Raw genomic sequence first — 13,185 nt, 5'->3', positions numbered from 1 at the left:
TTCCGATCAAACGTGATATACCAATTTTCCAATCAAGGTTATCGTTATTAAGTTAATACTTACTAAAAAATAACGTTGATTTCATATAATCAGTATTATTAAAATTTTAATTAAAAGCAGTATACCGCAAATGGTGGCGCACAATACAGTGTTCAAGTGCGCTGTTTGAGTTTCTTTTTACAAACTCTATGCATTTGCCTTGCTATAAAATACAATGCCTTTACTCTAACAAGGAATATTTGACTCAAATTGAGTGGCCCAAGCACTATGCTGATTATTAGTTTAACTATTATTGCCAGTTTATTTTATATCTTAGCAACGTCTCACGTACTATCTCGGTTATTTCACCAGCAAGGGCCGAGCCAAAAGCTGACTATTATTCTCAGTACTGTGGCGATTCTAGCGCACATGCTATTACTGGTAAATTCAGTATTTCGCACCGACGGCCAAGATTTAAGTATTGTAAATGTGTCACTGTTGACCTGCTGGGTAATAGTAGTGTCAGTTACAACAGTATCACTTAAGTTCCCTGCAACCTTATTACTGCCTGTCGTTTATGGCTTTGCAGCTTTACTCACTATAGCCAGCTTATTTATCCCACATCATATTTTATTACAAAGTATTGATGTCGAAATCGGGTTAGTTACCCATATTTCACTTTCATTGCTCGCATACTGCGTATTGATAATTGCGACTTTGTATGGCGTACAATTTTACTTTATTGACAAGCGTTTAAAGCGCAAAGACTTAGCTATAGTGCGTAGTCATTTACCCCCATTGATGGTAGTTGAACGTCAACTCTATCATTTACTCACACTTGGTACACTCTTATTAACTTTGGCTTTATTATCTGGGTTTATTTTTCTTGATGGCATGTTTGCCAATGAATTTATACATAAAACAATTTTATCGTTAATTGCTTGGGCTATGTTTGCAACAGTGACAATTGGTCATTTAAAACAGGGTTGGCGCGGAAAACCCGTGGTACTGGCTATTATGGCTGCCGCTTTTGTTTTAACGTTGGCTTATTTTGGTAGCCGGTTTGTACAAGAAGTGATCCTGAATAAGTTTTAACTTGACTCAAACTGCTCACTCACGCTTAATACACATTGGTTAAATAAAAAAGGATCCTTCTTTGGACGACATCTCTACAAGTGTTTTGTTTATAATACTTGGAATACTCATACTTTGTTCTGCATATTTTTCTGGTTCTGAAACAGGCATAATGTCAATTAACAGAATCCGCTTACGTCACCTTGCTAAAGAAAACCATCGCGCAGCGAAGCGTGTCAACAAATTGTTGAGCCGTCCTGACAGACTGATAGGTCTTATCCTAATCGGTAATAACTTAGTAAACATTGCCGCTGCACAGGTCGCAACTATTATAGGTATTCGCCTCTATGGTGATTTAGGTATTGCCATTGCAACAGGCGTATTAACCCTAGTGGTATTAATATTTGCAGAAGTTACACCCAAGACTTTAGCCGCTCTTTATCCTGAAAAAGTGGCCTTCCCAAGCTCTGTGATCCTCAAAGGGCTACTGAAAATAATGTTTCCGTTGGTGGTTATTGTTAACTGGATGACCAACGGTATATTACGGTTATTTGGTATTAGTGCCGCACAAATAGATGAGCACAGCATGAGTAAAGAAGAATTAAAAACCGTGCTGAATGAATCAGGCGCACTTATTCCTGCCCGTCACCAAAGTATGTTGACCTCTATATTAGATTTAGAGCAAGTTACCGTTGAAGATATTATGATCCCACGTAATGAAATCGTGGCAATTGATATTAACGACGACTGGAAGCTAATTAGTAAACAGCTTACCCACGCACAACATACTCGCGTGCTTTTATACCGCGACCAAATTGACGATGCTGTGGGGTTTATTCATTCGCGTGATGCGCTTCGCTTATTAACAAAAGAGCAATTTGATAAACCGTCATTACTACGTGCCGTACGTGAAATTTACTTTATACCTGAAGGAACTTCACTAAATACACAACTGTTTAAGTTCCAACAATCTAAAGAGCGTATAGGCTTAGTGGTTGACGAATACGGTGACATACAAGGTCTGGTAACTTTAGAAGATATTCTTGAAGAAGTAGTCGGAGACTTTACCACGACACAAACACGGACGCCGAGCGAAGAAGTTATGCCTCAAGATGACGGCTCTTTCTTAGTCGATGGTGGTGCTAACGTACGTGATCTTAATAAAGAAATGGATTGGGAATTCCCTCTCGATGGCCCAAAAACATTAAGTGGTTTGATTGTTGAATACCTAGAAGATATTCCGGATACAAATTTGAGTTTACGTATCGCTGGCTACCCAATAGAAGTCGTCGAAGTAAAAGAAAACATGATCAAATTGGTTCGTATCCAAGCAAATAAACGCAAAGTGTAAGTCTTAAAGTAGAGTAGTACCTCACTACTCTACTCTACTCTCCCCATTTTCTAGTTTCTTAAATTTTCCTCTGCTATTACTCATTTACGCCATAACTATTAAACTATGGTATAACTGCTAATTTTTATTTCTAATGGGGAAACTTAATGGAAGATATTTCTATCGAAACCATTTACACCAAAGCTATTGAAATAGTGATGCTGTATGGTCCGAAATTTTTACTGGCAATTTTTGTTTTAATTGTTGGTTGGTGGTTCATTGGTCGTATTTCAAATATGGCCGAAAAATCAATGGCACGTGTGAAGTTTGAAGCGGGTTTAACGCATTTTTTAGTATCATTTATCTCTGTCATTTTAAAAGTTCTATTACTGATCTCTGTTGCCTCAATGATCGGTATCGAAACCACCTCATTTATTGCCATGCTCGGTGCTGCAGGTTTAGCGGTAGGTATGGCATTGCAAGGAAGCTTAGCTAACTTTGCAGGTGGCGTACTGATCTTGTTCTTCAAACCATTTAAAGTCGGTGATGTAATCGAAGCGCAAGGCTATATGGGCAAAGTCGTAGAAATTCAAATTTTTGTTACTGTATTACTGACTTATGATAATGAAAAAATCATCATACCAAATGGTGCTCTTTCAAATGGTTGTGTTAAAAACAAGTTCGCAGAGCCCACTCGCCGTGTTGATATTGAGTTTGGTATAAGCTACAGCGACGATGTAATTAAAGTGCGTGCAGTACTTATGAGTGTATTAAATGACTATGATTTAGTGCTCAAAGAAGAAAATAAACAGCCAGTTGTTCACGTGAGTCAACATGGCGATAGCCATATTGGCATGCTAGTTTGGGCATGGGTTGATTCTGAAAATTACTGGCCGGTGTATTTTGGTTTATACGAACGCGTTAAAATTGCCTTCGATAAAGAAAATATCACCATTCCATTCCCACAACGCGATGTACATATACATCAGTTTCCCGGAAAGTAAACCGACCATTAAAAAAGCCCGCCATATGAGTACGGGCTTTTTAAATATTGAGTAACAGGTTAACTAAATAACCTTTCCAGCCAACTTTTATCGAGATCTGCTTCACACTTTTTAAGTTGAGCACCATAGCGACTCGCGCGATTTTTAACCTTATTAGCTACATTCATAAGCCATTGTTTCTTTTTATAGGTGCCACGCTTATAGCCTCCCCAGCCTTCATGATAGTTGAGGTATTGTGCATAGGCATCCCATTTTGACACGCCATTTACTTTATTGGTTTTATATACAAACCATGCCATAAAGTCGATAGCATCATCAAAATCATCGCGATCTGCCCCGCTGTTACCGGTTTCACGGATATAGTCAGACCAGGTTGGCGTTTTTGCTTGCGAATATCCATACGCTGAACTGGCACGTCCTGTGGGGATAATCCATAAAAAATATTCCATCGGTGGTGCTGCATCATGACGAAACGAACTTTCTTGATACATCATGCTCATGAGGACATGCTTTGGCGATCCCCATTTATCTTGAGCGTCTCTTGCATCATAATACCAATCGTTTTTTTCTTCAAAAATCTTACATATATCATTAGGTTGCTTTGGAGGGGCTGTTGCGCAACCTGTTAACGCAGCTCCCAGCGATAAAATAATTAAACTTTTTTTCATTTTTTTTGATTCTCGCTGAACTTTTTATAAAAGCGTAAGTCCTACTTTATGAATGCGCAGTTTAGCATTGTTTATCCCTGAAGAATCTTTACGCAGCCAACTTGGGCTGCGTTTTTTTTTGCCGCTTTATTTCGCTTTAAAATAGGCATCTAAAAAAGCATTAAATGTCACATTATCAGCGGCTTTCAAGGTTTGTTCAGCGACGATTGATTGCTCAGCTTGCTGGTTTAAGTAATTATCTGAATACACATGATACGGTGTTGTCTCATGACTTTGCTGATAATTTTTTGCCAGCGCTAATGCAAAATAACCATTATCAACACCTGACTCTTTCAGCTGCTTTACGTAGCGACCCGAGTAAGTTAAGTCAGGATCAGCAACCCATTGGCTTAATCGCGTGATAGTTTCACTGTAATAACTTACCCCATACGCTTCGTCCATATACGTAGCAACATGTTGTAACTGAGTAAAAATTTCCGCGCCCCAAGTCGCTAAACTACATGTTTCACCAGAGCGATTTAGCATCACCTGCACAGCTCGACCATCACTGACAACAGTATCTAAATTTTCAGTACTACGTTGCTGAGAATCCCAATCCATTGCAGGTGAATCTTTTAACAAGCAATAAGTCAAAAACACATCTAAAAAGTGGATTTGTTCAATATCTATCCCTGTTGCTGCAAATGGATTGACATCTAGCGCACGAATTTCTATGTATTCTATACCACCACGTAATAGTGCATCTGTTGGCGTTTCACCGCTATTAGCATTACGTTTAGGACGAATTGGTGAATAAAATTCATTTTCAATCTGCAGCACATTTTTATTCAATTGCTTTGGCTGCGCATCTTTATAGTCCGCGAGTTGATGATAAATATCAGACGGTGTGTTGATTGCTGCTTTTAAGCCAGCAACATATTCCTCTAGTGAGTTATACATTACTTTTAATGAGGATTGAGCACTATTAGTATAACCTAAATTCCCTAAGCGTAACGCAGTGCCAGTTTCTAGATAAAGTGTGCCTTTACCTAGCTTTTTAAACGGCAGTTCAGTACTGCGCCCTTGTAAAAATGAATTACACAGTGCCGGAGATGCGCCGAATAAATAACTAATTAACCACAGCTCTCGTTTAAAATTGCGGATCAACCCTAAATAGCCTGATGAAATGAAGTCTTGTAATGATCCGGTATCGCCTTTAATCGTTTGTAAACTTTTCCAAAAAGAGTTTGGAAACGAGATATTAAAATGCACACCGGCAATTGCTTGCATCATACTACCATAACGGTTTTTAAGGCCTTCACGGTAAAGGGTTTTCATTCGACCAATATTAGAATCACCAAATTGAGCTAAAGCAATATCATCCTGGTGCTCAATAAAACATGGCATACTAATAGGCCATAATAATTCATCACCCATTTTTGATAGAGTAAATTTTTGCAAATCATGAAGCTGTTTTAGCGTTTCTTCGGCAGAGTCACTTACAGGCGTAATAAACTCTAGTAATGCCTCTGAAAAGTCAGTGGTGATATGCCCATTCGTTAACGCGCAACCAACCCCTTTTGGGTGAGCCTGTTGCGAAATAGTGCCATTTGGTTGAATTCTTAACGCTTCCCTTTCAATACCACGTTGAATGCCTTTAATTGCGTATTTATGCTGTTCTGGGGCGAGCGCTGTTAGCGCTTTAGTTAAATCATGTGTTGTCAAAAATGCTTCCTCGAGCCACGTGGCCTAATCCTAAGTCTATGGGGGCAAATTGATAATACTCAAGGTTTAATAATGACATAACTGAAATTTGCCACTATTTACCATGAAGGTCACCGTGTATTTATAAAAGCACACTAGCTGCGGGAGCTTAGCCCATACCCAAATGTTTACTAATCTTGCCATTCTAAGGGCTAATATACAATTGCTTTAATTGCACGACAGTGATGCGATTTCATTGCCTGTAACTGCAGCTAGCAATACTCAATTCATGGTACTAGACCGATGATATCTATTTATTTATTCAGCGATTATCAAATTGCTCATTAGGATTTCTCGCATTTCTTTGTTTTAGATCATAAAAATGCTATTTAATACTAGTTTTGTACTCGATAACTATGCTGCGGCTATCTTTACATTTGTATGAACTTTATAATTACAACTAACAATTAAGTATGTATCAAGGACTACCTATGCGTCGGGGTCAGCAATTACTAAACGAAGAAGTGACTTTTTCACAACAACAGGAACTCGTCTCCACAACTGATTTGCGCGGAGTAATCACCTACGCCAACAAAGAGTTTTGCACTATTGCGGGTTACAGTTTAGAAGAACTCGTTGGTAAAAATCATAATATTGTTCGCCACCCTGATATGCCTAAAGCCGCATTTAAAGAGCTGTGGGAAAAACTCAAGCAAGGACACTCGTGGCGTGGCATGGTTAAAAATCTTTGTAAAGATGGTCGTTACTACTGGGTTGATGCATTTGTTACACCAATTTTTGAACATGGCCAACTCGTTGGTTATCAATCCGTGCGCACAAAACCCAGCGAACAGCAAAAACAACAAGCACAACGTCTTTATGCAAAAATCAATGCGGGTAAATCTCTTTCATCTTGGCGCGAACAAGTAGCACTGCGACAAGGGGCTGCGGTTTGTATTGCTTTAGTTGGTTTATTAATACTCGGCGTGTTTGTTTCCGTATCTGCGGCGTTGATTGCTAGTGTGTTTTGTTTATTAATAGCTTTATTAAACTTCGATGAATTAATTGTTACCCCTGCTGCACTTAAACAACAAAAAGCACAATTTGATTCTGTATCTCGCTATGTGTACGTCGGCCATCACCCATTTAGTATTAGCGAATATACCCAGCAAATGCTCAATGCTAAACTTCGTACAGTATTGGGAAGAGTGAAAGATTCGACGTCTACATTCACCTCTATTGCAGCGAACTTAGATCAACAGTCAACTCTGACTGAAAAGGGTATTTCAGCGCAAGGTCAACGCCTAAGTCAAATTGCCACAGCAATGTCGCAGATGAGTGCAACCATAGGTGAAATATCAGGGAATACTCAGCATACCGCTGAAAAAGTGAATATTACTCACCAGAGCTGCGCTGACATTAAGCTTCACATTGCAGATAACAGTGCTATGGTCTCTGATCTTGCATTACAAGTTGAGCAAGCAGCAACCACAGCAACAGCACTTGCCACTGAAGCGGATAAAATAGGCCAAGTGATGACTGAAATCGAAGGGATCGCCGAGCAAACGAACTTACTGGCACTCAATGCGGCCATAGAAGCTGCAAGAGCGGGCGAACATGGTCGTGGTTTTGCTGTAGTTGCTGATGAAGTACGGGCTTTATCATCGCGGACTCAACGTGCAACAGCACAGATCCACAGTTCAATAAAAGAAATTCAGGATACCTTGTTTAGCTGGTCAACGGTGATGAAAAATACCAAAGCACAAGCTGATGAATGTGTAAATACAACAGGCCATACCCAGATAGAGCTAGACAGTATTTTTACTCAAATTACTGAAATATCACAGCTTGCTACGCAGATATCGGCAGCAGCTGAGCAACAACAAGCTGTCAGCACCGAGATCGGCAGCAATATCACACATATAAAAAGTTACAGTGACGAAAATTTAACGTTGAGCTTTAATGTAGCAAAAGATGCAGCGCATTTGGTTGAAGGGTCACGCAAAGTAAATGATATTCTACTGACTTTTAAAATCTAATAATTTACGGTACTAACAAGATTTGGCTTGAGCTTATTGTTAAGCTCAAGCCGAACTTAGAACTAACGTGATGAGAATACTAGCCCATTTTCATCAGCATCAATAGCAATCATATCTCCGGTACTGTAATCACCTGCAAGCAATTTTTGCGACAGTGGATTTTCAATTGTATGCTGTATCGCACGCTTCAATGGCCGCGCTCCATAAACAGGATCAAAACCACTGGCGGCAATTTTCTCAAGAGCAGCATCACTGATCTGTAGTAAATATCCCATTTCTGTTAATCGCTCACGCAATTTACTCAATTGAATATCGGCAATCTCTTTAATATGTTCATTCGCCAATGGATGGAATACCACCGTTTCATCAATACGGTTGATAAACTCTGGCCTAAATTCATTAACCAATACACTCATGACTTTTTCTTTTAACGCTGCGTAGTCATTATTACCCGTTTGCTCTTGAATAATATCTGAGCCTAAGTTTGAGGTCATAATGATCACCGTGTTTTTAAAGTCAACAGTGCGTCCTTGTCCATCTGTTAGACGGCCATCATCCAATACTTGCAGTAAAATATTAAACACATCAGGATGAGCTTTTTCTATTTCATCTAACAATATCACTGAATAAGGGCGACGACGAACTGCTTCGGTTAAATAACCGCCTTCCTCGTAACCCACATAACCAGGAGGAGCGCCCACTAAGCGTGCCACTGAATGTTTTTCCATAAACTCAGACATATCAATTCGCACCATGGCACTTTCGGTGTCAAACATATAGCTTGCAAGCGCCTTGGTTAACTCTGTTTTACCAACCCCGGTTGGGCCTAAGAATAAAAACGAGCCAATTGGGCGGTTGGGATCGGCAAGTCCTGCGCGCGAACGGCGAATAGCATTGGCCACTGCAACAACGGCTTCGTCTTGGCCAATTACTTTATGGTGTAAGTGCTCTTCCATTTGCAGTAGTTTTTCACGCTCTCCTTGCAGCATCCTCGATACTGGAATACCTGTCCAACGTGACAGTATCTCTGCAATTTCATCTTCACCTACTTGGTTTTTCAATAAGCTCATTTCTTGCATTTCGGCTTGTGATGCCAGATCAAGTTTACGTTCCAAATCAGGAATACGACCATATTGCAACTCAGACATACGCTGTAAGTCTGTGGCGCGTCGAGCAACTTCTAAGTCCAAACGTGCCTGTTCAAGCTCAGCTTTAATCACCTGAGTGCCTTGCAATGAGGCTTTTTCTGCTGTCCACACTTCATCAAGCTCACGATATTGAGCTTCAAGTTCAGTGATCAACTCTTGCATTTCAGCACGACGCTTTTGACTGGCGTCGTCTTTCTCTTTGGCTAATGCATTGTCTTCGAGTTTGAGCTGAATAATACGGCGCTCTAACTTATCTAGCGATTCAGGCTTTGAGTCAATTTGTAGGCGAATAGACGAACCCGCTTCATCAATGAGATCAATCGCTTTATCTGGTAATTGACGATCACTGATATAGCGATGCGATAAATGCGCAGCTGCAACAATAGCTGGATCGGTGATCTCAACACAATGATGCAACTCGTAACGCTCTTTTAAACCACGTAAAATAGCGATGGTATCTTCAACTGATGGCTCTTCGACGAGCACTTTTTGAAAACGACGCTCTAAAGCAGCATCTTTTTCAATGTACTTACGATACTCATCTAACGTCGTAGCGCCGACACAGTGGAGTTCACCACGGGCAAGGGCTGGCTTGAGCATATTACCCGCATCCATTGCACCATCACTTTTACCAGCACCAACCATAGTATGAATTTCATCAATAAATAAAATCACTTGGCCTTCTTCTTTGGCCAGCTCATTGAGCACCGCTTTTAAGCGCTCTTCAAATTCACCTCTGTATTTAGCACCTGCCACCAGCGCTCCAAGATCCAGCGATAGCACACGTTTATTTTTCAGTCCTTCAGGTACTTCGCCATTTATAATACGCTGCGCCAACCCTTCGGCGATCGCGGTTTTACCCACACCAGGCTCACCGATCAACACCGGATTATTTTTAGTACGCCGTTGTAATACTTGGATCGTACGACGAATTTCGTCATCACGACCAATGACAGGATCAAGCTTGCCCTGCTCTGCACGTTCCGTTAAATCGATAGTGAACTTCTTAAGTGCTTGGCGGGTTTCTTCAGCATTGGGATCATCTACTTTTTCACCGCCGCGAATAGCGTGTATCGCCGCTTCAATTTTTGTGCTGGTCACATTCAAAGCACGGAAGATGTCACCTAATGGGCCTTTATCTTCACAGGCGGCTAATACAAACAATTCACTGGAGATATATTTATCTTTGCGCTTCTGTGCGTACTTATCGCATAAATTAATTAGTGAAACCATGTTATTTGACAACTGCACGTCGCCACCAACACCTTCAACTTTAAACAGCTTTTCTATCTCTTGCGACAACTTAGTGTTAAGTTCATCAGCACTAACACCTGCTTGTGCTAATAACGCACGGACACTTGAGCCACTTTGCTGTAGCAATGAGTACATTAAATGTACCGGCTCAATAAATTGATGGTCGCGACCAAGCGCTAATGACTGAGCGTCAGAGAGCGCAGATTGAAATTTACTGGTAAATCGATCTAAACGCATAAGGGTTACCTATTAAAAAAACTAATTGCTTAATTAATGGGTATGTTCGAAGAATTGATCAAGGCTTAAAAGAAAATATAATCCCCTGTTCTGCGCTTACTTGCGCCAGATCAAAGAAGCCATACGTCCAGTTTGACCATCACGACGATAGGAAAAGAATTGTTCAGGCTGGCTAACAGTACAATATTCACCACCACTGATATGTTTGACACCTAACTGATTAAGCTGGTGACGTGCAATGGCGTAAATATCAGCTAAATATTTACCATTCGATAACACTGTAAACGCGGCTGCGTGAGTAAGTGATTGCTCACAAAATGCCATTTTCACCTCAGCGCCCACTTCAAACTTTTGTGCGCCAATAGCAGGCCCCAGCCAAGCTATAACTTGCTCCGCAGGCGCATTAAAGTGCGCGAGAGTATTGGCAATAATACCCAAGTTGAGGCCTCGCCACCCACCATGAATAGCCGCGACTTCAGTACCGCATGTTGAAGTCAGTAATACTGGCAGACAGTCAGCAGTCATAATTGCTAATGGTCGATTTTGTAATTGCGTATAAAGTGCGTCAGCATTAATTAGCTCAGCAGTAAATCGCGCATCAACGACCACCACATCAGCGCTGTGTACTTGATTCAACCAAACTGGAGGTTGAGGCAAATACTGAGCTAAGTGATCGCGGTTTGCGAGTACCGCCTGTTCATCATCGCCTACATGTAGCCCCAAATTCAAACTCGCAAAAGGTGCAACAGAGCTCCCCCCTGTTCGCGTGGTACTGAGTGCACCAATGTTAGCCGGTGCGTTCCATGTAGGCGTTAGCATAGCAATTAAAAATCAACATTTGGGTTGGCTTTGGTATCTTCACGAAGTACGTGAGTCATAGCAACCATGTCATCAGGTATTGGGGCTTGCCATGTCATCATTTCACCTGTGATCGGGTGCGCGATACTTAACTTAACCGCGTGAAGCGCTTGACGATTAAACTCACGTAACATCTGGAATAACTCTGGTGTCGCCCCTTTTGGAGGACGCGGACGCCCACCATAGGCTTTATCGCCAATTAGTGGGTGATTAATATAGGCCATATGCACACGAATTTGATGTGTACGCCCTGTTTCTAGGCGCAGACGTAATCGCGTATGAGCACGGAATTTTTCAGCAACACGAAAATGCGTAATTGCCGGTTTGCCCTGTTCATGCACTGCCATGTGAGTACGTTGTGTAGGGTGGCGAGCAATCGGCTTTTCAACCATGCCACCTGCGGTCATGGTGCCATTACAAATTGCTTCATATTCACGGGTAAAATTTTCACGCTTTTGCAGTGCTTTAACTAAGTGCGTTTGTGCCTGAATCGTTTTAGCAACCACCATTAAGCCTGTGGTGTCTTTATCAAGGCGATGCACAATACCCGCACGCGGTACATTAATGATATCAGGGTAATGGTGCAACAAAGCGTTAAGCACTGTACCATCAGGATTACCTGCCCCTGGGTGTACCACTAATCCCATTGGCTTGTTGATCACTAAAATATCATCATCTTCATAAACAATGTTTAATTTGATATCTTGTGCAAGGTATTCACGTGGTGCTTCAATACTTGTCTCAACATTGACAACTTCACCACCAAAGAGTTTTTCTCTTGGGGTGTTGAAAATTTCACCATCGACGGTGATTTTATCATCTAAAATCCACGTTTTTATACGTGAACGCGAATAATCCGGGAACAATTGCGCTAATACTTGGTCTAGACGTTTACCGCCTAACTCAGTTGGCACATCGGCTTGAAGAGAAATTTGCTCTGTCATTAGTAACTTTACCCAATTTACCAGTGCAAGCTGTGCTCGACTGGGTTAGAATCGCTTTTAATAAAAGCATTATATAATAAGCATAGTTTACTCGGTTTTACCCACTTGGCCTAGCCGAAGACATCGAAGGTAACAAATAAAATGATAAATAGAATAGGGAAACGTGCATTTGCCATTGTTTTTACAGTTTCATTACTTGGTTTAGGTGCATGTTCGTCAGCGCCTGATGAAGAAGATATCCAGCGCGTTCCTAATAAATCAGCGCAAGCATTGTATGAAGATGCTAAAAAAACGCTTGATTCGGGCTTATATGCGCGAGCAATAGAGCTTTTAAGTGCGATTGATTCGCGCTACCCATTTGGCCCTATGTCAAAGCAGGTGCAAATGGACCTAGTATACGCCCATTACCAAGCTGGTAATACTGAGCAAGCATTAGCAACCATTGACCGTTTCATCCGCTTAAACCCAAACCACAAAGATTTAGACTATATGTACTACATGCGTGGTTTAGTGAATATCAAAGCTGATGAAAATGCCTTTCAGGAATATTTTGGTGTTGACCGAGCAGACCGCGATGCTAATCGTACTCGGGTAGCCTTTACTGATTTATCAACCTTAGTCAACCGCTTTCCAGATAGCGGCTATGCTCCTGAAGCTAAAAGACGTTTAGTGTGGTTACTTAACAAAATGGCCCGTTACGAACTAAAAGTTGCTGATTATTACTATGAGCGTGAAGCTTATTTAGCTGCAGCTAATCGCGGAAAATATGTTGTTGAGCATTATTCACAAAGTAGTTATTTAGATGAAGCACTAGAAATGATGGAAAAAAGCTACACTAAGCTAGGTTTACCTGAATTAAGCGAACACGCTAGGCTTACCCGCGAACAGAATAAACGCAAGTAAATTCTAAAAATACAAAAAGGCGCTACTTATGTTTTATAAGTAGCGCCTTTTTTAATGCATCGAT

10 protein-coding genes are annotated in these 13,185 nt (G+C 41.0%); 5 read left to right on the top strand and 5 right to left on the bottom strand.

What is annotated here, in order from left to right; translation table 11 throughout:
* Nucleotides 1-267 precede the first annotated feature (267 nt).
* The 3 genes from ccsA to KAN5_RS02385 all read left to right on the top strand — a co-directional run bounded on the left by ccsA (nucleotide 268) and on the right by KAN5_RS02385 (nucleotide 3,387).
* On the top strand, nucleotides 268-1,074 hold the full coding sequence (ccsA, locus tag KAN5_RS02395) for a cytochrome c biogenesis protein CcsA (protein WP_016708925.1): 807 nt from the start codon (nucleotides 268-270) through the stop codon (nucleotides 1,072-1,074).
* A 61-nt stretch (nucleotides 1,075-1,135) separates the two neighbouring features.
* Nucleotides 1,136-2,404, top strand: coding sequence for a CNNM domain-containing protein (locus KAN5_RS02390; RefSeq protein ID WP_029216153.1), 1,269 nt, complete (start codon nucleotides 1,136-1,138; stop codon nucleotides 2,402-2,404).
* A 146-nt stretch (nucleotides 2,405-2,550) separates the two neighbouring features.
* Nucleotides 2,551-3,387, top strand: coding sequence for a mechanosensitive ion channel domain-containing protein (locus tag KAN5_RS02385; RefSeq protein WP_244390349.1), 837 nt, complete (start codon nucleotides 2,551-2,553; stop codon nucleotides 3,385-3,387).
* A 59-nt stretch (nucleotides 3,388-3,446) separates the two neighbouring features.
* Here KAN5_RS02385 and KAN5_RS02380 read toward each other — a convergent pair whose 3' ends face one another.
* Both KAN5_RS02380 and gshA read right to left on the bottom strand, forming a co-directional pair.
* Nucleotides 3,447-4,055 (bottom strand): transglycosylase SLT domain-containing protein, encoded by a 609-nt coding sequence (locus KAN5_RS02380; RefSeq protein ID WP_016708922.1) that lies wholly within the window; start codon nucleotides 4,053-4,055, stop codon nucleotides 3,447-3,449.
* A gap of 126 nt (nucleotides 4,056-4,181) precedes the next feature.
* Entirely contained in the window at nucleotides 4,182-5,759 is a 1,578-nt protein-coding gene (gshA, locus tag KAN5_RS02375) for a glutamate--cysteine ligase (protein ID WP_138554889.1), read from the bottom strand.
* 470 nt (nucleotides 5,760-6,229) lie between these two features.
* Between gshA and KAN5_RS02370 the strand changes: the two genes are divergently transcribed.
* Nucleotides 6,230-7,777: a PAS domain-containing methyl-accepting chemotaxis protein gene (locus KAN5_RS02370; protein WP_016708920.1), complete on the top strand. Its 1,548-nt coding sequence runs from the start codon at nucleotides 6,230-6,232 to the stop codon at nucleotides 7,775-7,777.
* 62 nt (nucleotides 7,778-7,839) lie between these two features.
* Here the strand turns inward: KAN5_RS02370 and clpB are convergent, their stop codons facing one another.
* The 3 genes from clpB to rluD form a co-directional block, all read right to left on the bottom strand.
* A complete protein-coding gene (gene clpB, locus KAN5_RS02365; RefSeq protein WP_244390348.1) occupies nucleotides 7,840-10,416 on the bottom strand; it encodes an ATP-dependent chaperone ClpB in 2,577 nt (858 codons plus the stop codon).
* Between the two features lie 96 nt (nucleotides 10,417-10,512).
* Nucleotides 10,513-11,235, bottom strand: coding sequence for a peptidoglycan editing factor PgeF (pgeF, locus tag KAN5_RS02360; protein ID WP_244390347.1), 723 nt, complete (start codon nucleotides 11,233-11,235; stop codon nucleotides 10,513-10,515).
* 5 nt (nucleotides 11,236-11,240) lie between these two features.
* Nucleotides 11,241-12,218, bottom strand: a complete 978-nt coding sequence (gene rluD / locus KAN5_RS02355; protein ID WP_244390346.1) for a 23S rRNA pseudouridine(1911/1915/1917) synthase RluD — start codon at nucleotides 12,216-12,218, stop codon at nucleotides 11,241-11,243.
* A 141-nt stretch (nucleotides 12,219-12,359) separates the two neighbouring features.
* Here rluD and KAN5_RS02350 point away from each other — a divergent pair, with 141 nt between their 5' ends.
* Nucleotides 12,360-13,121 (top strand): outer membrane protein assembly factor BamD, encoded by a 762-nt coding sequence (locus KAN5_RS02350; RefSeq protein WP_016708915.1) that lies wholly within the window; start codon nucleotides 12,360-12,362, stop codon nucleotides 13,119-13,121.
* Nucleotides 13,122-13,185 lie beyond the last annotated feature (64 nt).

This window comes from Pseudoalteromonas sp. KAN5 (assembly GCF_022846535.1).
Taxonomy (GTDB): Bacteria; Pseudomonadota; Gammaproteobacteria; order Enterobacterales; family Alteromonadaceae; genus Pseudoalteromonas; species Pseudoalteromonas haloplanktis.
The sequence above is the reverse complement of the archived record's forward strand: the minus strand, read 5'-3'. Positions and strand labels throughout refer to the sequence as shown.

Excerpts from the sequence above, each read along its gene's own strand:
- ccsA (WP_016708925.1), top strand. The coding sequence starts at position 268 with ATGCTGATTATTAGTTTAACTATTATTGCCAGTTTATTTTATATCTTA.
- KAN5_RS02385 (WP_244390349.1), top strand. The coding sequence starts at position 2,551 with ATGGAAGATATTTCTATCGAAACCATTTACACCAAAGCTATTGAAATA.
- KAN5_RS02380 (WP_016708922.1), bottom strand. The coding sequence starts at position 4,055 with ATGAAAAAAAGTTTAATTATTTTATCGCTGGGAGCTGCGTTAACAGGT.
- KAN5_RS02370 (WP_016708920.1), top strand. The coding sequence starts at position 6,230 with ATGCGTCGGGGTCAGCAATTACTAAACGAAGAAGTGACTTTTTCACAA.
- clpB (WP_244390348.1), bottom strand. The coding sequence starts at position 10,416 with ATGCGTTTAGATCGATTTACCAGTAAATTTCAATCTGCGCTCTCTGAC.
- pgeF (WP_244390347.1), bottom strand. The coding sequence starts at position 11,235 with ATGCTAACGCCTACATGGAACGCACCGGCTAACATTGGTGCACTCAGT.
- rluD (WP_244390346.1), bottom strand. The coding sequence starts at position 12,218 with ATGACAGAGCAAATTTCTCTTCAAGCCGATGTGCCAACTGAGTTAGGC.
- KAN5_RS02350 (WP_016708915.1), top strand. The coding sequence starts at position 12,360 with ATGATAAATAGAATAGGGAAACGTGCATTTGCCATTGTTTTTACAGTT.